Raw genomic sequence first — 20720 nt, 5'->3', positions numbered from 1 at the left:
GAGTCCCTGCTTAGGGCCCGCCAAGCAACATCACAATAATGATGTGTGTGTTGCCTGGATCGTACCTCGCCTTGGGCTGGTGCACCCCGACCGGACGTCGCAATAAAAAAGTGCACGCAGCATGCGTGGTTTGCCCTCTCCCTACGTTGAAGTCCGCTACGGCAAGGGCTGCCGGATTCTGGCCCGCTGCTTGCAAACACTCGTTACGCAGTCAACGCAGATTGCACCCTATACGACAAAGGCGCCGTGTAGCCCCCGTTTCGACGGAGGGCCGCATGGCGCCTTTTGCGTTTCCGGGCCGATCAGCTGGCAAAGTTTCGAGGGACGAGGATGGCCGACAAAACCGTACGCAGTGTGTGCCCCTATTGTGGTGTGGGCTGCGGCATCGTCATGCAGGTCGAAGGCAACCGGGTGGTCAAGGTCTCCGGAGACAAGACGCACCCGACGAACTTTGGCCGACTCTGCACCAAGGGTACGACCTGCGGGCAAGCGATTGCCGACTCCGGCCGGATGGAAAACGCTTACTTGCGCCAGGCGCGTGACCGCGACCCGGTGCGGGTTGCCATGGACCAGGCCATAAGCGAAACGGCGAGCAGACTGCGTAACATCCTCGACCTCCACGGGCCTGATGCATTGGCCTTTTATGTGTCGGGACAAATGTCGCTGGAAGCGCAATACCTGATCAACAAACTGGCCAAGGGTTTTGTCCGCACCAACAACATTGAGTCCAACTCACGCCTGTGCATGGCCAGCGCGGGCAGCGGCTACAAGCTCTCGCTGGGTTCCGACGGGCCACCTGGCTCCTACGAAGACTTCGACCGCGCCGATCTGTTCTTCGTGATCGGTGCCAACATGGCCGACTGTCACCCGATCCTGTTTCTGCGCATGATGGACCGGGTCAAGGCCGGGGCAAAACTGATCGTGGTCGATCCACGGCGCAGCGCCACGGCAGACAAGGCCGGCCTGTTCCTGCAAATCAGCCCCGGCACCGATCTGGCACTGCTCAATGGCTTGCTGCATCTGCTGGTGAAAAACGGCCATACCGACCCGGACTTCATCGCCTCGTTCACCGAAGGCTGGGAGGTGATGCCCGAGTTCCTCGAAGACTACGCACCGGACAAGGTCGCCGCCCTCACCGGCCTCGCCGAAGCCGACATTCGCCAGGCGGCGCAATGGATCGGTGAAGCCGCCGAATGGATGAGCTGCTGGACGATGGGGCTCAACCAAAGTACCCACGGCACCTGGAACACCAATGCCCTCTGCAACCTGCACTTGGCTACCGGCGCAATCTGCCGGCCGGGCAGCGGCCCGTTTTCCCTGACCGGGCAACCGAACGCCATGGGCGGACGGGAAATGGGCTACATGGGCCCAGGCCTGCCCGGTCAGCGTTCGGTGCTGGTCGAGGGAGATCGGGCGTTCATCGAGAACATGTGGCGCATCCCCGCCGATAGCCTGCCGCGCACGGTGGGCGCTGGCACCGTCGACATGTTCGAGCAAATGGCCGCTGGCCGGATCAAGGTCTGCTGGATCATCTGCACCAATCCCGTGGCGTCGGTGCCCAACCGGCGCAAAGTGATCGAAGGCTTGCAGGCCGCTGAACTGGTCATCACCCAGGACGCCTACCTCGACACCGAGACCAACCGCTACGCCGACATCCTCCTGCCCGGCGCCCTCTGGGCCGAAGCAGAAGGCGTGATGATCAACTCCGAGCGCAACCTGACACTGATGCAAAAAGCCGTGGAGCCGCCGGGCGAAGCACTGGCCGACTGGCAGATCATCGCCCGGGTCGCTTGTGAAATGGGCTTCGCCGAGGCGTTCAGCTACAGCTGCGCCTCCGAGGTGTTCGAAGAGATCAAACAGGCCTGGAATCCCAAGACCGGCTATGACATCCGTGGCGCGAGTTACACGCGCCTGCGGGAAAAACCGCTGCAATGGCCGTGTGCGGAAAACGACGCCGAGGATCGCCATCCGATTCGCTACCTGAACGATGGCATGAGCCAAACGCTCAAGGTCGAGGCCGATGGCAGCCGTCCCGCCATCGTCTTCGCCACCGAGCGCGGCAAGGGCATATTCCTCGCCCGCCCGCACATGCCGCCTGCGGAAATGCCGGATGAAGCGTTCCCCTTTGTCCTCAACACCGGGCGCTTGCAGCACCAGTGGCACACGCTAACCAAGACCGGCAAGGTCGCGACCCTTAACAAGCTCAACCCCGGCCCCTTCGTCGAGATCCATCCGGAAGATGCCGCCAGTCTCGGCATTCGCGACAAGGACCACGTCGAGGTGCGCTCACAACGTGGCCGCGCCGTATTGCCGGCCGTGGTCACCCACCGGGTGCGCCAGGGCAACTGCTTTGCGCCTTTCCACTGGAACGATGTGTTCGGGGAAAACCTGGCGATCAACGCGGTGACCCACGACGCGGTCGACCCGATTTCGCTGCAGCCTGAATTCAAGTTTTGCGCGGTCGCCCTGCAACGGGTCGAGCTGATCGAGCATCAGTTTCTCAAAATCCCGGAACCTGTCGCCGACAACCTTTCCCCCTTACCCGAGGAGCCCGTCATGTCGAGTATCGAAGCCTTTGCCGATATCGCCGGCATCAGTCGCCTGCCCTCTCCTGCGCTCAATGACCGTGAGCGTCTTTATCTGGCTGGTTTTGTCAGTGGCCTGCAATCGACGGCGGGCCGGCAGGCGTTGGGCGTTCCGGTGCTGCCTGCCAACGCGCCGCTGGCGGCTGACACGCGGCTTTGGCTGGACGGCGTGTTGGGTGGTTTGTTCAGTCGGGCGGATAGCACTGACGCGACACTCTCAGTGATCGACAGCCAACCGACCCTGACGCTGTTGTGGGCCTCGCAAACAGGCAACGCCGAAACCCTGGCCGAACGTTTTGCCGCACGTTTGCGCGAAAGTGGAATCGCTGTCGAACTGAGCGCGATGGCCGATTTCCCCGCAAGCAAACTCGCCAGTACGCAAACTCTGGCGCTGATCAGCAGCACCTTCGGCGACGGTGATGCGCCGGACAACGGTGAAGGTTTCTGGCAGACCTTGAGCCGTGCCGAAACCCGCCTGGAATCCCTGCGTTATGCAGTGCTGGCGCTGGGTGATCCCAACTACGACCAGTTCTGCCAGCACGGAAAAAAACTCGATCAGCGTCTCCAGGAATTGGGCGCCACGCGGCTGATGGAACGGGTCGATTGCGATACCGAATTCGAAGCACGCGCGGACCAGTGGCTGGCGGACCTCCAGAAAACCCTGCACCCGGTCACGGTCGAACCGACACCGAACGTTGTCGCCAGCCCTGTCGCGACGCCGTGCAAGGCCAAACCTTTTGCCTCTCGATTGCTGAACAACCTGCACCTGAACCAGCAGAGCTCGAACAAGGAAACCCGCATGTTTTCCCTGGCGCTAGGCGACTCCGGGTTGAGTTATGAAGCGGGCGACGCCTTGGGCGTGTTACCTCGCAACTGCCCGGAACTGGTCGGTGAAATGCTGCAGCTGACGAGCCTTGGCGCCGACACGCTGGTCAAGGTCGACAAGGTCGGTGAGCTGCCATTGAGCCAGGCATTGACCGAGCATTTCGAGATCGCCCGGCCCAACAGCGACACCCTGGCATTCATCGCCGAACGCAGCCGCAACCCGGCGTTGAAACAGCTGCTGGGCGGTGAGCGCAAGGCTGAACTGAAAGACTGGCTCTGGGGCCGGCAACTGGCGGACGTGTTGCAGGAGTTTCCGGTGGACTGCTCGGCCAGTGAACTACTCGGAACCCTCAAACGCCTGCAACCTCGGCTGTATTCGATTGCCTCCAGTCCCAAGGCGCACCCGCAGGAAGTCCATCTCACCGTGGCCGCCGTGCGCTACGGCAAACGCAAAGGCGTGTCGTCGACCTTCCTCGCCGACCGTGCGCAGAGCACAGACGTGCCGGTCTTCGTCCAGCCGTCGAAGCACTTTCGCCCACCGGCCGATGGCAACCTGCCGATGATCATGATCGGCCCCGGCACCGGCGTGGCGCCGTTCCGCGCTTTCCTGCAAGAACGCCGCGCACGGGGTGACAGCGGCAAGAACTGGCTTTTCTTCGGCGAACAACACGCGGCCAGTGATTTCTACTATCGCGATGAACTGCAAGGCATGCAGCGCGATGGCCTGCTGACGGAACTCAGCCTGGCGTTCTCCCGCGATCAGGCGCAGAAAATCTACGTGCAGGACCGTATCCGCGAACAGGGTGCCGAGTTGTGGCATTGGCTACAGGATGGTGCGCAGTTGTACATCTGCGGCGATGCCAGTTGCATGGCCAAGGATGTCGATCAGGCCTTGCGCCGGGTCGCGCAGGATCACGGTGGGCTGTGCACGGAAGGCGCTGCGGATTACTGGCGTCAGTTGAGTGAGCAGAAGCGCTATTTGCGGGATGTTTACTGAAAACCTGGGGCGGCGGGCCTGCTTGCGAAGGTGTGTCAATCGCATCGGTGTCGACTGATAGGCCATCGCGAGCAGGCTCGCTCCTACAGGGGTTCTGTCGAATCAGAGGTACTCGACGTTCCCGTCGACACTGATCGCCTGACCCGTGATATTCCCTGCCGCCGGGGAAGACAGGAACAGCGTCATCGCCGCCACGTCTTCCATCGTGACCATCCGGCGCAGCGAGATTTTTTCCAGGTACTGATCTCGCATGGACTCGAAACTGATGTCCAGCGTCTTGGCCCGCGCATCGATCACCCGATCCATGCGCTCCCCCGCGACCACGCCGGGCAAGATGGCGTTGACCCGAATGTTGTGCGGCCCCAGTTCGCCCGCCAGCGACTTCATCAACCCGACAATCGCCCATTTGGTCGAGGCATAGGGTGTTCTGAATGGATAACCCAAACGCCCGGCCACCGAGGACATCGCGATGATGTGCGGGTTCTGACCGGACTGCTTCAGATACGGCACCGCCTTACTGAGGAAGTAATACTGGCTGTTCAGATTGGTAGAAATTGTCTGTTCCCACGCCTCGGCATCCAGCTCCTCGATGTTTCCGGTGGGCCCGGCAATACCGGCGTTGTTGACCAGGATGTCGAGGCCGCCGAGCAGTGATATCGCCTCGTCCATGATCCGGTCGACGTGCTGCTTGATGCCGACATCCACCACACCACCGTGCATGCCGGGGAATTCAAGCTTCATGCGGTCAACGGCGCTGGCGTTGATGTCGCAGATGTAGACCTGCGCACCGACTTCATGAAACGCCTTGGCGATGACCGCACCGATGCCGGCTGCGCCCCCGGTGATCACCACCTTCAGACCCGGCGGCGGTGTCAGCAAATCAACAATCTTCATGATGCTCTCCTCTTATTCAGTCACCGGCTGCGCCACCAAAACCGGTTCGGCATTGATCGCTTTGGCCAGCAACGGCACCAGCAGCAGCCCCAGAATCGCGGCGCCCACGATCACGTAGAAACCTGATGAACTCAAGCCCGAGGCCTTTTCCGCCAGACCGAACAGGTAAGGTCCGGCGAAGCCACCGAGCAAACCGATGGTATTGATGAACGCCAAACCTGCCGCCGCCTGAATGCCCTGCAGGCGCTTCATGGCAATGGCCCAGTAGATCGGCAAAACTCCACCGGCGAAGAACGCGGTGGCGGTGAACAGCGCAATGCGCGCCGAGGCGTCATCAATCAGCGTGAATGCCACGGAACTGGCGATCAGACCGCAGGTGAACAGCCCCAGGCAGTAGCAGTCGCGGGCGATCTTGCGATGAATCCTCGGCAGCACCAACACCCCGGCCAGGAAACCGATTCCGACGCTGCTGGACAGCAGGCCGACGGTCAACGGCGAAGTAATCTGCATCTGCTGGATGATCGACGGCGTGAAGAACACCAGCCCCACAAACGCGACCTGGTTGAGGAAATAGATCAAGCCGATCAGGATCGTTGTCGGGCGCTTCAGCGCCTTGACCCAATGGCCCGAGTATTCATGGGAGTTGGCATGGCCCGGCAGCAGCGCGTGGGCTTCAAGGGAATCGGCCTCGGCCTTGGTCAACCAGCGGGCATCACGCGGACGCTCCGGGAGCTTGAACCACAGGATCACCCCGACAATGATGCTCGGCAGCCCTTCAAGCAAAAACATCCATTGCCAACCGTGCAAGCCGCCGATGCCGTCCATTTTCATCAGCGCACCGCCGATGGGATTGCCGATGACCAGTGCCAGCGCTGGCGCGAGGTAGATCCAGCCAATGGCGATGGCTCGATCCTTGGGCGCAAACCACAAGGTGACCATGTACATCAGCGCAGGAAACAGACCGGCCTCGGCGATACCCAGCAACACCCGCAGCAGGTAGAACGACCACTCACCCTGGACGAACATCATCGCCGACGACAGCGTGCCCCAAGTCACGGCGATCCGTGCGATCCAGCGTCGCGGCCCTATGCGGTGGGCCAACAGGTTGCTCGGCACTTCCAGCAACGCGTAGCCAAGAAAGAAAATCCCCGCGCCCAGGCCATAGGCAGCGGCGCTGATGCCAAGGTCCGCGTTCAGTGCCGCTTTGGCCAGCGCAACGTTGGTCCGGTCCAGATACGACATGAAGTAGATGGCGCACATCAGCGGGATGAGTCGAGCCATTGCCCGCCGAGTCGCAAGCCAATGGGTCTCAGCGGTACTGAGCATGATCGTCATGGTGAAACCTCTTTTTGTTATTTTTTTGGGTTCTGGCAGAACACTTACAGGTGAACGTTGTGTTTGCCCTTCAGGCCGAGCATCTGCCGGGCTTCGTCGGGCGTGGCGATTTCATAGGACAGCTCTTCGAGAATGTGGCGGATCTTGCGCACCTGCTCGGCGTTGGTCTTGGCCCTCACGCCCTTGGCGAGGTAGATGCTGTCTTCGAGACCGACGCGCACGTTACCGCCCATGATCGCGCCCATGGTCACGAACGGCAGTTGATGCCGGCCCGCGCCGAGGATCGAAAATTCGTAGTTCTGGCGACCGAACAAGCGGTCCGCCGTGGTACGCATGATTGCCAGGTTTTCCGGGTCGGCGCCGAGGCCGCCGAGGATGCCGAAGCATGACTGGATGAACAGCGGCGGCTTGACCAGGCCTTGCTCGACGAAATAGGCCAGGTTGTAGAGATGGCCGACGTCGTAGCATTCAAACTCGAATCGGGTGCCGTACTCACCGAGCTCCAGCATGATCGCCTTGATGTCCTTGAAGGTGTTCTTGAACACCACGTCTTCCATGCCTTCGATGTGCTCCTGCTCCCAATCATGGCGCCAGGTGGAAATCTTGCGGGCGATCGGGTGGATCGAAAAGTTCATCGAGCCCATGTTCAGCGAACACAATTCCGGTTTGGCGATCAGCGGATAGGCGAGACGCTGCGCCAGGGTCATGCGCGTGCTGCCACCGGTAGTGATGTTGATGATCGCATCGGTGGCCTGGGCGATGGCCGGAACAAACTGGCTGAACACCGCCGGGTCCGGGGTCGGTCGACCATCCAGAGGATCGCGTGCATGCAGGTGCAGGATCGCCGCGCCGGCTTCAGCGGCCTCAATGGATTGCTGCTCGATGTCGGCCGGCGTCAGTGGAAGATATTCGGACATCGATGGTGTGTGCGTCGCACCTGTGATCGCGCAGGAAATGATGACTTTGCGGCTCGGCTGACTCATGTAGGTGACCTGTCTTGTTATTGGATTTGGCAAGTGCGATGAAGATCGAAGGGATTCGCAGCCACTGCTTGTGGGATGAAGCTTATTGAATTTTCAGCGGCCAGGTAAGATCATTATCGGACACCTATAGATCCCTAAGGGACAGCGACAGGAGCCCCCATGCCACCGAAAATGCCGTTGTTCAATGAACGCATCTACGCCCCTTACAAGATTGCCGCGCTGGTGGAAGTGCTCAGCGAACAGGGCATCGCGCCTGCCGACAGTTTGAGAGGCAGCGGTGTCGACGAGGACAAAATCTACGACGCCACAGCGCTGACCTCGGTGCGCCAATACGCGACGGTGTGCGGAAATGCGCTGTCGCTGTCCAAAGATCCGGCCACGCCGTTCAAGACCGGGTCACGCCTGCATCTGTCCGCTTACGGCATGTATGGCTATGCGCTGATGTCATGCCTGTCGCTGCGCGACTATTTCCGGCTCGGCGTGAAGTACCACTCGCTGGCCACGCCAACGCTGACCATCGAATGGCACGAGTATGAAGACGAAGCTGTGTGGACATTCCCGGATGCGTCCAACCCGAGCCCTTCGCGGGAGATCAAACAATTCCTGATCGAGCAGCAGTTCACCCAGCACGTGACTCATCTGCAGGATGTGTTCGGCCAGAGTTGTCCGCCGACCAAAGCCTGTTTTTCCTATCCCGCGCCGGCCCACGCAGACATCTATTCGCAGTACCTGGGATGCCCGTGCATTTTCGATCATGACCAGTGCGAGTTGCATTACGACAGCTCGATCCTCGATCAAAAACCTCACCTCGCCCATCGCCTGACCGCGACGGTGCTGCAAGAGACCTGCGATCGGTTGATTGGTCAGGCGAAGGTGTCTTCGGGGATTTCCGGCGAGGTGTACCAGATGATGATGCAGACGCCCGGCGAATTCCCGAGCATGGAAGCGGTGGCTGACAAGCTGCACATGACCACCCGCAGCCTGCGCCGCAAACTCCAGGAAGAAGACACCTCGTTCGTGGCGATTACCGATGACGTGCGTTGCTCGCTGGCCATGGAATATCTCAAGACAACGATCATGAGCACCGACGATATCGCCCTGTTGCTGGGCTTCTCAGAGCCTACGAACTTTCGACGAGCCTTCAAGCGCTGGACCGGGAAAACCACCAAGGAATATCGCCAGGGCTGAATGCGTTCCCCTGTAGGAGCGAGCCTGCTCGCGATGGACGTCAACGATAACGTGCCCTGACTGAATGACCGCGTCGTCCAGGCGTTTTTCGCGAGCAGGCTCGCTCCTACAAAGGGAATGCGCAGGCTTAGAAAATCGACACCGGGTAACTGACGATCAAGCGGTTTTCGTTGAAGTCCGCCAGGCTGAAATCACGCTTGATCACCGAGTTGCGCCAGCGCAGGGACAGGTTTTTCAGCGCGCCGCTTTGCAAGACATAGGTCAGCTCGGACTCGCGCCCCCACTCCTTGCCATCGGTAACGCCACCGGAGTGAACATTCGAGCCGCTGATGTAGCGGTTCATCAAGGTCAGGCCCGGTACGCCCAGCGCGACGAAATCGAAGTCGTGGCGCAATTGCCAGGAGCGCTCGTCAGCGAAGTCATAGCTGTTGCTGAAGCTGTCGTTGGCCAGCGTCGCCCCGCTCGTCCCGTTCAAGCGCATCCAGTTATCGCCATCGACCTTTTGCAGCCCAAGATAAAAAGTGCTGGCCTGATAACGTGCCGACAGCAACGCCGAATAGGTCTTGTTATCCAGTTCGCCGGCAAGTTTTTTCCCGTCATCCTCGCCGCTGAAAAATCCCAGGTTCGCCCCCAATACCCAATCGCCTGCTTTCTGGCTATGGGTGAAATTGAAATAGCGCTGGTGGTAGATGTCTTCCAGTTGCGCATACCACGCGCCGACCTGACTTTGATTGTTATTGAAGGCGTATTCCACACCGGAAAAGTTGAAACGGTCGGACGTTACGCCCGGACGATTGAACATCGACATCCGCTCCATGCTCGCATCGTTACGCGGGCTGTTACCGCGAAACTGGCCGCCGTAGAACGTGAAGTTGTCCAGGTCTTTTGAAGTGATTTGCGCGCCGCGAAACGTTTGCGGCAGTGAGCGACCGTCATCGGAGCGAATCACCGGCAATGCAACGACCCACTCACCAATCTTCGCCTGGGTTTTGGCAAAACGTACTTTCGCCGCCACCGCCAGGCGCCCGAAATCGTCTGCTGGCCGGCCGTCATCATGCACGGGCAGCAGTTGCGTATTGGTGGTGCCTTTCCCGCCATCGAGTTTTTGCGAATACAGCCCCAGCGCATCAAGGCCAAAGCCGACCGTGCCCGAAGTAAACCCCGAGCGGGCATCAAGGATCACACTTTGCGTCCACTCCTCGGCCTTGGCCTGAGGATAGGCGCTCTCGGTAAAGTTGCGGTTGATGTAGTAGTTGCGCAGGTTGGCGTTGACGTGGGCATCTTCAAAAATGCCTTCCGCAAAAGCCGGAAGACTGGTTAACGAACCACTGAGTGCCAGAAGCTTCAACGACGTCGAAACAGTCTTCGTATTGATCAGGGCGCAATATCGCATGGGGGACTCTCTTTTATTTTTATTGGGAGCTTGCAGGTGTATCCAGGACCGTCGAAGGCCTTTTTCCAGGCGCAACTTCGCGTTGGCCAGGCGTCGTTGATTGACGCTGCCAAACCTTCATCGACTGTTTTTCACGAGGCGATACTAGCGAGAATCTGGCCGATTCAAAGATCAATACCAGACATCATGAGATCTTAAAGGGACATTCTGAAAAGCTTCGATGGCCGACCGAAAAAACAAAAAATCCCTCAGGGTTCAATAACCCTGAGGGATTTTCATTGGCTGGATGACGCTCAAGCGTGCACGACCACCATTTTCCCGCCCGCCTCGTTTGCTTCCATCACACGATGCGCTTCATGAATCTCTTCGAACCGGAAGACCCGCGATGGTTTGACATCCAGCCGCCCTGCCGCCACGTCCTGGGCGATGGCCTGCAAGGGCACGTCCGCCAGTGGGAACCCAGTGGTACCAAACACAAAGCTGCCGAAAAAGGTGAGGTAGACCCCGCTCGCCATTTGCAGCAGTGGATTGAACTCAGCGATCGGTGCCAGCCCACCCAACCATCCCGCCAGGCACACTTTGCCGCCCCGGCGCACGATCGACAATGAATCGAGCACTGTGCTGTTGCCGACCAGATCCAGTACCGCGTCGAACTGTCCCGAGTCGACAATTCGACCGGACAACCCGGCGCCCTCCAGCTCCACGCGCACGGCGCCCAACGCTTCGAGCATGGCAAAGCGCTCAGCGTTACGCGATGTCGCGACCACGTGTGCACCGGCGTTGACGGCCAGTTTCACCGCTGCCTGACCGAACGAAGAGGTTGCGCCTCTGATCAGCAATTTTTGCCCTGGCGCCAGCTCAAGATTACGAAACAGGCAGGTCCAGGCGGTCGCATAGGTTTCTGGAATGGCGGCCAGTTCTGACCATGGCAAATCGGCTTCGATCAACGCCACATTCGACACGGGAGCCCGAGTGTATTGCGCGTAACTGCCGTTGATCGTCCTGCCCAAACCACCCATCAAAGCAGCGACTTTGGCACCGACCGGAAACTCGCCACCCGGGCATGACTTGACCAGTCCAACGCATTCGATACCTGAAACCGGGGCAGCTTCAGCCCATTCTCCGCGGCGCATGTGCATTTCTGCATGGTTGATCCCGAAGGCCTTGATTTCGATCACCACATGGCCCGCCATCGCTTCGGGCTCAGGGATGTCTTTGTAGAAAAGACTGTCGATGCCACCGAATTTTTCCAGAACGATTGCTTTCATGATGTCTGTCCCAAGTCGAGTTATTAGTAACCGCACCAAACACAGCTAAGAGGTTATGATCAGCACAGTAACTTGTCAACGACCACTTGAGTGGTTACGCTCAGCGGTATCCAATCACCCTTTCAAGGGACACTCTCATGAGCAGCACACCCCGTGGCCCGGCAATGTTCCTGGCCGACGCCGCCGCCCTGGACTTCCTGAACTCGATCGCGACGCCCATCGATGAGCCGGTGGACTGGATCGACGATGGCGCCGGTTGGCTGGAATGGCTGAAACATGCCGGCTGGATAGAGCCCGAAATACTCCAGCGAATGCAAGCGCAGGCCATGCCGGGCGAGCTGGAAATGGTCGCGACACAGGCCCGGTCGTTGCGGGAATGGTTTCGTGGCTTCGTCGTCAAATACAAAGGCAAACCGCTGGACGCCTCGGCCCTCGTGGAGCTGGAGCCGTTGAATCGCCTGCTCGAACGGGACGAGAAATTTACCCGGATCGCCCTGCAGGACGGCGACACGCCCAAGTTCGCCTGGCAGTTCCAACGACGTTGGCGAGGCCCGGACTCCCTGCTACTGCCCCTTGGTGAAGTCCTCGCAGAGTTTGTCTGCACGGAAGACTTTTCCGATGTGAAATGCTGCGAAGGCCCCAGCTGCACGCTGATGTTCGTTGACCACACCCGTGGTAGAAAACGCCGCTGGTGCAGCATGGCTGTCTGCGGTAACAGAGCCAAAGCGGCCGCGCACCGCGAGCGGCAGAAAAACGCATCCGGCTCTTGATACGCCAAAGCCATTCTCCCTCCTCCAAAAAATAGTAACCCGTCAAAACGTACTTGACGGGTTATTTATTTGCGTGCAAAAGTCATCCTTGCAAACCACTTAAACATCCACAAAGCGGTTACGAGGTAGTCCATCATGGCCAACATGACTCCAGGCATTGCATCCATCAGCTATAAGTTTGCCGACGTTGACGGCGTCCGCGTCTTCTACCGAGAAGCGGGCGCGCGGGCCAATCCAACCCTGTTGCTGTTGCATGGCTTTCCAAGTTCGTCCCACCAGTTTCGCCAGCTCATCCCCCTGCTGTCCGAACACTTCCATATCGTCGCGCCGGACCTGCCCGGTTTTGGCTTTACCGAAGTGCCTGATCAGCGCCATTACGTGTACAGCTTCGATGCGTTGGCACAGACGCTGGAGCATTTTGTCGACGCCCTGGGCCTGACGCGCTATGCCATGTATGTATTCGACTACGGCGCACCGACCGGCCTGAGACTGGCGGTGAAGCATCCCGAACGAATGACCGGTCTCGTCTCACAAAATGGCAACGCCTACCTTGAAGGATTGGGCGATGCGTGGGCACCGATCAAGGCCTACTGGGCAGAGCCGTCAGCCGAAAATCGTCAGGCGATTGCCGATGCGGTCCTGCATTTGGCCGGTACTCGCTGGCAGTACGAACACGGTGTCAGCACGCCGGAGGTTATCGCCCCCGAGTCCTACACCCTCGACGCCTTGCTGCTGGAACGGCCCGGCAACAAGGACATTCAACTCGACCTGTTCCTCGATTACGCGAACAACCTCGAACGTTATCCGCAATTCCAGCAGTTTTTCCGCGAGCGGCAGATCCCGACGCTGGCAATCTGGGGCAAACACGATCCGTTCTTCATCCCGCCTGGCGCCGAGGCGTTCAAGCGCGACAACCCAAACGCCGTCGTCGAGTTGCTGGACACCGGGCACTTTGCGCTGGAGACCCATGTCGATTACATCGCCAAACGCATCATCGAAGAGCTTGGCGACGCTGTGTAGGTGAAAGGTCAGGCGGATGCGAGGGTGCATCCGCCTGCAATCCCGAATCAATTCACCGAAGGAAAATCGATATCGGTGTCATTGATGCGGTTGAAGGTGTTGGTAAAGATGGTCATCGCAACTGTCAGAGAGATCTCGAGCAGTTGCCCCTCGGTGTAGCCCGCGGCGCGAATAACGTTGTACTCCTGATCCTTGATCGTCCCGTTGGTCTCATGCAGATTCAGCACGAAGTGCACCAGCGCATCACGCTTGGCGTCGCCGGTGCTTTGACCCAGACGGATTTTCTTGAGGGTGTCTGTCGTCAAACCCACCATCTTGCCCAGCATGACGTGCGCCGCCACACAGTAGTCGCAACCGGTCCGCTCGCTGATCAACAACTTGATGGTTTCCAGGTCCTGTTTGCTCAGGCTACCGGACGCGAGTGTCGCTTCGGCATTCAGCACTGCCGTCAAAAGCGCCGGATTCAGATGACCGATTGCTGCGAACAAATTAGGCACGGTGCCGCCTGCGATTTTCTTGACTTCGGCATAGGCAACGGCGGTTGCACCGGTAGCGGAGGCATTAGCTGGAACAGTGATACGGCTCATGGTGGGAATCCTTCAGCAGTGGTTAGGAGTCGCCACTTTAGGCCAAGTCTTTGAGCTTGTTCAGCCTCATAATTATCAATATAGTGCTCTAACGTCTCAATGATGAACAAATATGAATCCTCAATCAGATTGGCTCAGTCGCCTGATAAGCATGATGACGGTCCGGGGTCAGCTGGAGCTGCGCTGCTCCTACGGTGCACCGTGGGAAGTGGTCTACGACGAATCGAATGCAGGTGAAATGCCCTACCACGTCGTCCTCAGTGGAACTGCATTGCTGGAGAGTCCGGGTACAGGGCGAGCGCAGCAACTCGGTGCGGGTGACATCGTGATGTTCCCTCATGGCTCAGGGCATGTTCTGCATGACGGCAGTGGTGTACCCCCTGCCCCGGCACATTACCTTGGCGATCTCAATCTGACATACAGCGAGAACACGGGGACAGGCGAACGTCTGGACATGCTCTGCGGACGCTTCATCCTCGCGCCACCGCATGATCGTTTCATTCGTGATTACTTGCCTACGCGGCTCGTCGTCAGGACATCGGGAGACGATTCGCGTCGCAGTGAAACCTCCACTCAACTGGCGGGTTTGCTGGCGTTGATGCGTGCCGAGTCCAACACCAGCCATCTGGGTGGCCATGCAATGTTGAATGCGCTTTCGGCAGCGCTCTTTACCCTGACGTTGCGCATGGCGAGCGAGTCGAATGAGGCCCCAATCGGTTTACTCGCTTTAGTCGGGCACCCCCGCTTGGCTCCCGCGCTGACGGCCATGTTCAGTGACCCGGCGCACCCCTGGACACTGCCGGAACTGGCGGGGCTCTGCAACATGTCGCGCGCAACGCTGGTCCGTCACTTTCAGGAAAAGGTCGGGCGATCAGCCAATGATCTCTTGACCGGGATTCGCATGACGCTGGCCGCCAACGAATTGAAGAACCCCAATGCATCGACCGAAGCCGTCGCGGAGACGGTGGGTTACCAATCGGTGGCCGCGTTCAGGCGCGCCTTCAGCCAGCACATGGGCATGACGCCCGGTGAGTGGCGGCGGTCAAATCGGCTCAATTCAGGTTGAGACGATAGAGCATCTATTTGAGAATTAACGATCCCGATAATTTCAATTACTCATCGTAAAGTGGGCTGGTCATTGCGATCAGCCAAATCACGCACTGACATCAAGAACATCCTTTTAAGTGAACCAAGGAATCAGTCAGTCATGAACGCTTTATTCAACACCCTCGCCAATTCCGGCCTGCTCAAACGAGACCTGGACTTTCATCTGGTGCGAGCCTCGATGGTGATCATCTTCCTGTTCTTTGGTTACCAGAAATGGTTCCAGTACGAAGCCGATGTACTGATTCCCTACATCAGCAACGGCCCATTGGTTTCCTGGATGTACCCGGCCTTCGGTGTGCGTGGCGCAAGCTGGTTTCTCGGCGTGGCGGAGTGGACGTTCGGCGCGTTGCTGTTCGCCGGTTTCTGGAGCAGGAAGCTCGGAGCACTTGGTGCATTGGGTTCGATCATCACCTTCCTGGGCACCGTGACGATCATTCCATTCATGCCTGACGGATGGGCTGAATCGGCTGGCGGCTTTCCTGCGATGGTTGGCAACATTCCGTTTCTTATGAAGGACGTTGTTCTGCTCGCGGTATCCATCTACTTGTTGAAAGAAGACGTGCAACGCATGATGTTCAACGACATGCGCAAAGTCTGATGGCCCACTGATACGTCCGTCGGACAGCGGACCTCATGAGCAAATAAGCCCTCGCGCCCCGTGAACCTTGTTCCGGGGCGTAAGTCATAGAGCGGCGAATATTTCTCCTCCCTATCGTTGTCATCTCATCAGAGCTGTCCGCACCATGCGCCAAACTGCCCTCGCCTTGCGCTTCACTTCCTTGTGCCTGCTAACCTCGCTCCCTCTTTTCGCCAGCCCAGCCCACGCCGGCGCGGAGCGAGAACTGGTGGAAGCGATCAACGATTATCGAGCCCACCCGGAAAACTGTGCACGGCGTCCCGCCCAACGCCTGGCGCCACTGGCACTGAAGTCCAATCTGGCGTTGCCGATCGGTTATGGCGGCGGCTTGCGGGAGCGATTGAGAGATTCGGGATATCAGGCGGTGGCTGTGCGCTCTATCCGAGTGGTGGGTGCGCAGGATGCCGAAGAGGCTTTCGACCTGTTGGTGGATGACCACTGTGCCGCGTTGCTCGACAGCCAGTACGCCGACATTGGCGTCAGTCGCCGTCGCGGTGAATGGCAAGTGGTGCTGGCGCAGCCAGTGCTGGACCGGCAGATGGGCGACACACGCAGCGTCGGCAAAACCTTGCTGGCACAGGTCAACGCCGCCCGGGCCAAACCGCGAATGTGCGGTCGCCAGCGCTTCGCCGCCGCTCGGCCCCTGGCCTGGAACGCGAGCCTTGGCGCTGCCGCGCAAGGGCACAGTAAAGCGATGGCCTACGGCAACTATTTCGCTCACCGCGATCCCGATGGCGACACCGCGGCCGACCGGGCAAGAGCGGCTGGTTACCGTGGCCGGCAGATCGGTGAAAACATCGCCGCCGGCCAGGGTTCACCGAACAAGGCGATGGCTGGATGGCTCGCCAGCCCAGGGCATTGCGCCAACCTGATGAATCCGATGTTCACTCAGGTCGGTGCGGGTTATGCGACCGAGGCGCGCAGTGATGAAGGGGTTTACTGGACGATGTTGTTCGGGGCGAAATGATTGGCCTGATTCGCGACACCTCATCAGCCGGCTATTTGACCAGTCGGGTTTCCTTGGACGGCCGATAGCCGAAATAGGCGCTGTAGCACTTGCTGAAATGGCTCGGTGAAACGAAACCACAGGCAACGGAAACTTCAACGATGGTCAACGTGGTGTGTTGCAGCAGTCGGCGGGCTTCGGTGATCCGCAAGTCCATGTAATAGCGCTGGGGCGTCGTCCCCAGCTGCTCTTTGAACAGACGCTCGATCTGCCGGCGCGACCGGCCGGCGTAGAGACAGAGGGCGTCCATCTCCAGCGGCTCTTCCAGGTTCGCGTCCATCAGATTGACCACTTCCCTCAGCGGGCCACAAACCGACACATTGAGCGCGGGTTTGATGCGCCGGTAACGCGAAGCTTCAAACGCCAGAATGTCTTCGATGCCATCAGTCAGCGCTTTGTCGTGCAGGCCCTTGATCCACTCCAGCGCCATATAAAACGCGCCGTTTGGGCTGGACGCCGTCAGACGGTCGCGATCGACAACATAGGCTTCGCTGGTGACCTGGGCCAGTTTGGCGATTTCCGCCAGCGCGGGACGGTGTTCCGGGTGAACCGCGCAACGATAGCCGTCGAGCAAACCAGCTCGCCCGAGGAACCAGGCGCCATTCCACACGCCAGCCAACTTGACGCCCAGTTCGGCGGCACTGATCAAGAGACTGATCAGCGTATCGTCGGCCTTGAGGGCCGTGCGGTAACCACCGCAAACAACCAACAAGTCCAGGTCTTGAATCGCGGCCTGACTGAGGCAGGCATCGGGACGAATGACCAGGCCCAAGTCGCTGATCACTTCCCCTTCAGTCAACCCGAAGGTCTTCGTGGAAAACAGCTCAGGCCGCAGCAGATTGGCGGTGATGATCGTATCGAGTGCCTGGGTAAACGCCGGCAACGAGAAATGCTCCAGCAGCAAGAAGCCTGCCCGGGCCTTTACTGATTGGCCTTCATGTTCATTGAGGTAGCGAAGGTTTTTACCCTTCATGGCACCGCTGAACTGACGTCGCTCTACCAACGCTCGCCTCGCTTGGTCGTGTTGATTAGGTGTGATTGAACGCCTTATTACGCGTCAAAAAAAACACGCGCCTGCGGATGCTGGGCGCGTGCTCTGTTTACGCCTGTTGAAACCCGTGAGCAAGTGGGTCTTCCATCGACAGTAGGCTAAGGCGTTCAGCACCCAATCATTGCAACGGCGAAAACGCCGCGGGCAAGCAGATCGTCGAGCGCATGTCGCGCAGTTGCGGGCCGGAGTTTTCCGGCGGCCATACACCGTCGGCGACCGCTTGGGCCCGCACTTGCTGGCGGTGCTCCAACGAATTCCATGGCCAGATATGCAGATAGCGCGGCAGCAAACCATCGGTGGCGTAGAACGCCGCATACACCGGCGAATACTGCTCGGCGGTTCGCGGCCCAATGGCTTTGCTCCACCCGTCGAGGGTGGGTTGCAAGCCGCTGCTGATCAGATCGTAGACGCGCAGTTCGTAGTACGGGCCATGTTTGCCGGCACTCAAAGGTTCAAGAAAGGGAAACAGTGTGTAATTTTCGATGCGCAGATCGGTGATGAATTCGTTGATGCCGAACGCTTCGCCGCTCAACAGAAAGCGCTCGCGCTCGGCTTGCCTGACACGTTCATCTTCATAACCACGCAACACGGCAATCTGGTTTAACTGCCCGAGCTCCGAAGCCCAGCACCCCATCAACGTGCCACCGACTTCCGGGCGATCCAGCGCAGCCTTGATGCGCACCAGCGCATCGGCGACGGTTCGCACACGCACCGTCAAGGTAATCAGTTCAAAAAAACGCATAAAGACTCCGGCAATTATCAGCTCGGGCACAGCCTATGCCAGCGTTCGGGGTCGAGATATTGAGAGGAACAGCCGCGCGCTAGGTAATTTCTTTATCGATGGGCGCTGACCTTTCTGACTATTCACAAATCGTGGGCAATGCCTTCACTTAATGACGCTTGATGCGACATTCGCGACGAATATGCTGTTGGTACGTTGTACCCGTGATCTCGCACAAGACGAATAAAGAGCCCACTCCATGACCCGCCCAAGAACGCTCTACCAAAAGCACATCGACAGTCACACCGTTTGCGCGCTCGACGACCAGGGCCATGTGCTGCTGTACATCGATCGCCAGGTCGCCAACGAATACACCAGCCCGCAAGCCTTCAGCGGCCTGCGCGAATCGGGACGAAAAGTCTGGCGTCCGAGTGCGACGCTGGCCGTGGTCGACCATGTCAATCCCACCGCACCCATTCGCATCGCCACGATGCCGGATGCCGGCGGCGCCCGTCAGGTGTCTTACTTCGAAGAGAACTGCCGCGACTTCGGCATCGAGCTGTTCGATGTGCTGGATAAACGCCAAGGGATCGAACACGTCGTCGCCCCTGAACAGGGCTTTATCCTGCCCGGCATGGTGGTGGCTGCCGGTGACAGCCACACCACCACTTACGGCGCCCTCGGGGCTTTTGGATTCGGCATCGGCACTTCGGAAATCGAGCATCTGCTGGCCTCGCAAACCCTGGTCTACAAACGCCTGAAAACCATGCGCGTGACCGTCAACGGTTTGCTCGGCAGCGGCGTGACGTCCAAGGACATCATCATGGCCCTGATCGAGAAAATCGGTGCCTCGGGCGCCACCGGTTATGCGATTGAGTTCGCCGGCCCGGCGATCACCGCCCTCAGCGTCGAAGCGCGCATGACCATTTGCAACATGGCCGTGGAGGCTGGCGCCAGGGGCGCGTTCATGGCGCCGGATGCCAAGGTTTTTGCCTATCTGCAAGACAAACCGCGCGCGCCCAAAGGCGAGTTGTGGACCCGGGCAGTCGCTAAATGGCAGGCACTGCACAGCGATGAAGGTGCCGTGTTTGATCGCGAAGTCATCCTCGATGTCGCGGACCTGGAACCCATGGTCACTTGGGGCACCAGTCCCGATCAGGCCGCGCCGGTGGGCAGTCACGTGCCGGACCCGGCAAGCCAGCCCGACCTCATCCTGCGCCAAGGCATGCAGCGTGCCCTCGACTACATGGGCCTGACGCCCGGCATGCCGCTGAGTGATGTGGTGATCAGCCATGCCTTCATCGGTTCCTGCACCAACGCGCGCATCGAAGACTTGCGTGACGTTGCCCGCGTCGTGCGCGGCAAACGCGTTGCATCCCACGTACGGGCGATGATCGTTCCGGGGTCGACGCTGGTGCGCAATCAAGCTGAAAGCGAGGGGCTGGCGCAGATTTTCCTGGATGCCGGTTTCGAGTGGCGGCAATCGGGTTGCTCGATGTGCCTGGCGATGAACGACGACGTGCTCGCCCCCGGTGATCGGTGTGCTTCGAGTACCAATCGCAACTTTGAAGGTCGACAAGGCGCTGGTGCGCGCACCCATCTGATGAGCCCGGCGATGGTCGCGGCTGCGGCGATCACCGGGCATTTGACTGACGTCCGCTCGTTCGCTCTGGAGGCTTGAGCATGCAACCTTTCACTCACGTCAGCGGCAGCGCCGCCCCACTTCTCGCAGGCAACATCGACACCGATGTGATCATGCCCAAGCAGTTTCTCAAGGGCATTGATCGCAAGGGACTGGATCGCGGATTGTTCTTTGATGTGCGGTTTCTGCAATCAGGCGAGCCCAACCTGGACTTCATCCTCAACCAACCGGCCTGGAACGACGCAGCTTTTCTGGTTGTCGGTCCGAACTTTGGTTGCGGCTCCAGTCGTGAGCATGCGGTGTGGGGTCTGAAGCAAGTGGGGATCAGGGCCTTGATCGGCACCAGTTTTGCCGGGATCTTTTACGACAACTGCCAGCGTAACGGGGTGTTGGCGATTCAGCTGTCCGAAGCTCAGCTCAAGCAGATTGCCGATGTGGTCAGCGTCGCAACGACGGCACAGATCAGCGTCAATCTGCCGGAGCAAACCCTCGAACTGGCGGACGGCAGCGTGATCCCGTTCGAGATCGATCAACTGCGCAAGCAATCACTGTTGCTGGGGCTCGATGCCATCGGCACCACGTTGCAACGCGCGGAGCAGATTCGCCAGTTTGAAGCAAAGCATCTGGCGGAGAATCCCTGGCTGTAAAGGCTTCACCTGTAGGAGCTGCCGCAGGCTGCGATCTTTTGATTTTGCTTTTTAAAAACAAGAT

At 59.2% G+C, this 20720-nt stretch carries 17 protein-coding genes; 9 read left to right on the top strand and 8 right to left on the bottom strand.

The features are described from left to right. Nucleotides 1–330 precede the first annotated feature (330 nt). Entirely contained in the window at nucleotides 331–4407 is a 4077-nt protein-coding gene (locus ACW9JC_RS07790) for a molybdopterin-dependent oxidoreductase (protein WP_457454486.1), read from the top strand. Between the two features lie 102 nt (nucleotides 4408–4509). Here the strand turns inward: ACW9JC_RS07790 and ACW9JC_RS07785 are convergent, their stop codons facing one another. Genes ACW9JC_RS07785 through ACW9JC_RS07775 form a run of 3 tightly spaced genes read right to left on the bottom strand, consistent with a single transcriptional unit; the run spans nucleotide 4510 to nucleotide 7619 of the window. Beyond that, nucleotides 4510–5301 (bottom strand): SDR family oxidoreductase, encoded by a 792-nt coding sequence (locus ACW9JC_RS07785; RefSeq protein ID WP_457454484.1) that lies wholly within the window; start codon nucleotides 5299–5301, stop codon nucleotides 4510–4512. 12 nt (nucleotides 5302–5313) lie between these two features. Continuing rightward, nucleotides 5314–6636 carry an MFS transporter gene (locus ACW9JC_RS07780; RefSeq protein WP_338586276.1) on the bottom strand — a complete coding sequence of 441 codons (1323 nt, stop codon included), beginning with the start codon at nucleotides 6634–6636 and terminating at the stop codon, nucleotides 5314–5316. Nucleotides 6637–6680: 44 nt separating this feature from the next. Next, entirely contained in the window at nucleotides 6681–7619 is a 939-nt protein-coding gene (locus ACW9JC_RS07775; protein ID WP_457454482.1) for a 3-keto-5-aminohexanoate cleavage protein, read from the bottom strand. A gap of 159 nt (nucleotides 7620–7778) precedes the next feature. On the opposite strand from ACW9JC_RS07775, the gene ACW9JC_RS07770 reads away from it, so the two are divergent. After that, nucleotides 7779–8807 carry an AraC family transcriptional regulator gene (locus ACW9JC_RS07770; protein WP_457454480.1) on the top strand — a complete coding sequence of 343 codons (1029 nt, stop codon included), beginning with the start codon at nucleotides 7779–7781 and terminating at the stop codon, nucleotides 8805–8807. A gap of 127 nt (nucleotides 8808–8934) precedes the next feature. On the opposite strand, the gene ACW9JC_RS07765 is transcribed toward ACW9JC_RS07770, so the two are convergent. Next, complete coding sequence (locus ACW9JC_RS07765) at nucleotides 8935–10200, bottom strand: OprD family porin (protein ID WP_448107394.1); 1266 nt, start codon at nucleotides 10198–10200, stop codon at nucleotides 8935–8937. A gap of 293 nt (nucleotides 10201–10493) precedes the next feature. Next, on the bottom strand, nucleotides 10494–11468 hold the full coding sequence (locus ACW9JC_RS07760) for a zinc-binding alcohol dehydrogenase family protein (protein ID WP_457454478.1): 975 nt from the start codon (nucleotides 11466–11468) through the stop codon (nucleotides 10494–10496). A gap of 137 nt (nucleotides 11469–11605) precedes the next feature. Between ACW9JC_RS07760 and ACW9JC_RS07755 the strand changes: the two genes are divergently transcribed. Both ACW9JC_RS07755 and ACW9JC_RS07750 read left to right on the top strand, forming a co-directional pair. Continuing rightward, nucleotides 11606–12238 carry a CGNR zinc finger domain-containing protein gene (locus ACW9JC_RS07755; protein ID WP_457454476.1) on the top strand — a complete coding sequence of 211 codons (633 nt, stop codon included), beginning with the start codon at nucleotides 11606–11608 and terminating at the stop codon, nucleotides 12236–12238. Between the two features lie 135 nt (nucleotides 12239–12373). Further along, nucleotides 12374–13258, top strand: a complete 885-nt coding sequence (locus tag ACW9JC_RS07750; protein ID WP_457454474.1) for an alpha/beta fold hydrolase — start codon at nucleotides 12374–12376, stop codon at nucleotides 13256–13258. A gap of 47 nt (nucleotides 13259–13305) precedes the next feature. Here ACW9JC_RS07750 and ACW9JC_RS07745 read toward each other — a convergent pair whose 3' ends face one another. Continuing rightward, nucleotides 13306–13845: a carboxymuconolactone decarboxylase family protein gene (locus tag ACW9JC_RS07745; RefSeq protein ID WP_457454473.1), complete on the bottom strand. Its 540-nt coding sequence runs from the start codon at nucleotides 13843–13845 to the stop codon at nucleotides 13306–13308. A 112-nt stretch (nucleotides 13846–13957) separates the two neighbouring features. On the opposite strand from ACW9JC_RS07745, the gene ACW9JC_RS07740 reads away from it, so the two are divergent. From ACW9JC_RS07740 to ACW9JC_RS07730, 3 genes are all read left to right on the top strand, one after another. Beyond that, nucleotides 13958–14911 (top strand): cupin domain-containing protein, encoded by a 954-nt coding sequence (locus ACW9JC_RS07740; protein ID WP_457454471.1) that lies wholly within the window; start codon nucleotides 13958–13960, stop codon nucleotides 14909–14911. A gap of 141 nt (nucleotides 14912–15052) precedes the next feature. After that, complete coding sequence (locus ACW9JC_RS07735; protein ID WP_457454469.1) at nucleotides 15053–15550, top strand: YkgB family protein; 498 nt, start codon at nucleotides 15053–15055, stop codon at nucleotides 15548–15550. A gap of 145 nt (nucleotides 15551–15695) precedes the next feature. Further along, nucleotides 15696–16556, top strand: coding sequence for a CAP domain-containing protein (locus tag ACW9JC_RS07730; RefSeq protein ID WP_457454468.1), 861 nt, complete (start codon nucleotides 15696–15698; stop codon nucleotides 16554–16556). Nucleotides 16557–16587: 31 nt separating this feature from the next. Here ACW9JC_RS07730 and ACW9JC_RS07725 read toward each other — a convergent pair whose 3' ends face one another. Both ACW9JC_RS07725 and ACW9JC_RS07720 read right to left on the bottom strand, forming a co-directional pair. Further along, entirely contained in the window at nucleotides 16588–17598 is a 1011-nt protein-coding gene (locus ACW9JC_RS07725) for a GlxA family transcriptional regulator (RefSeq protein WP_457454467.1), read from the bottom strand. A gap of 166 nt (nucleotides 17599–17764) precedes the next feature. After that, the gene (locus tag ACW9JC_RS07720) at nucleotides 17765–18388 is read right to left on the bottom strand and encodes an NIPSNAP family protein (RefSeq protein WP_457454466.1); all 624 of its coding nucleotides are present in this window, start codon (nucleotides 18386–18388) and stop codon (nucleotides 17765–17767) included. Nucleotides 18389–18626: 238 nt separating this feature from the next. Between ACW9JC_RS07720 and leuC the strand changes: the two genes are divergently transcribed. Further along, nucleotides 18627–20048, top strand: coding sequence for a 3-isopropylmalate dehydratase large subunit (leuC, locus tag ACW9JC_RS07715; RefSeq protein ID WP_457454465.1), 1422 nt, complete (start codon nucleotides 18627–18629; stop codon nucleotides 20046–20048). 2 nt (nucleotides 20049–20050) lie between these two features. Further along, on the top strand, nucleotides 20051–20656 hold the full coding sequence (leuD, locus tag ACW9JC_RS07710) for a 3-isopropylmalate dehydratase small subunit (RefSeq protein WP_457454464.1): 606 nt from the start codon (nucleotides 20051–20053) through the stop codon (nucleotides 20654–20656). The last annotated feature ends 64 nt before the right edge of the window (nucleotides 20657–20720 follow it).

The organism is Pseudomonas sp. SDO5591_S426 (assembly GCF_054070755.1).
This window is presented reverse-complemented; position numbering and strand designations above follow the sequence as displayed.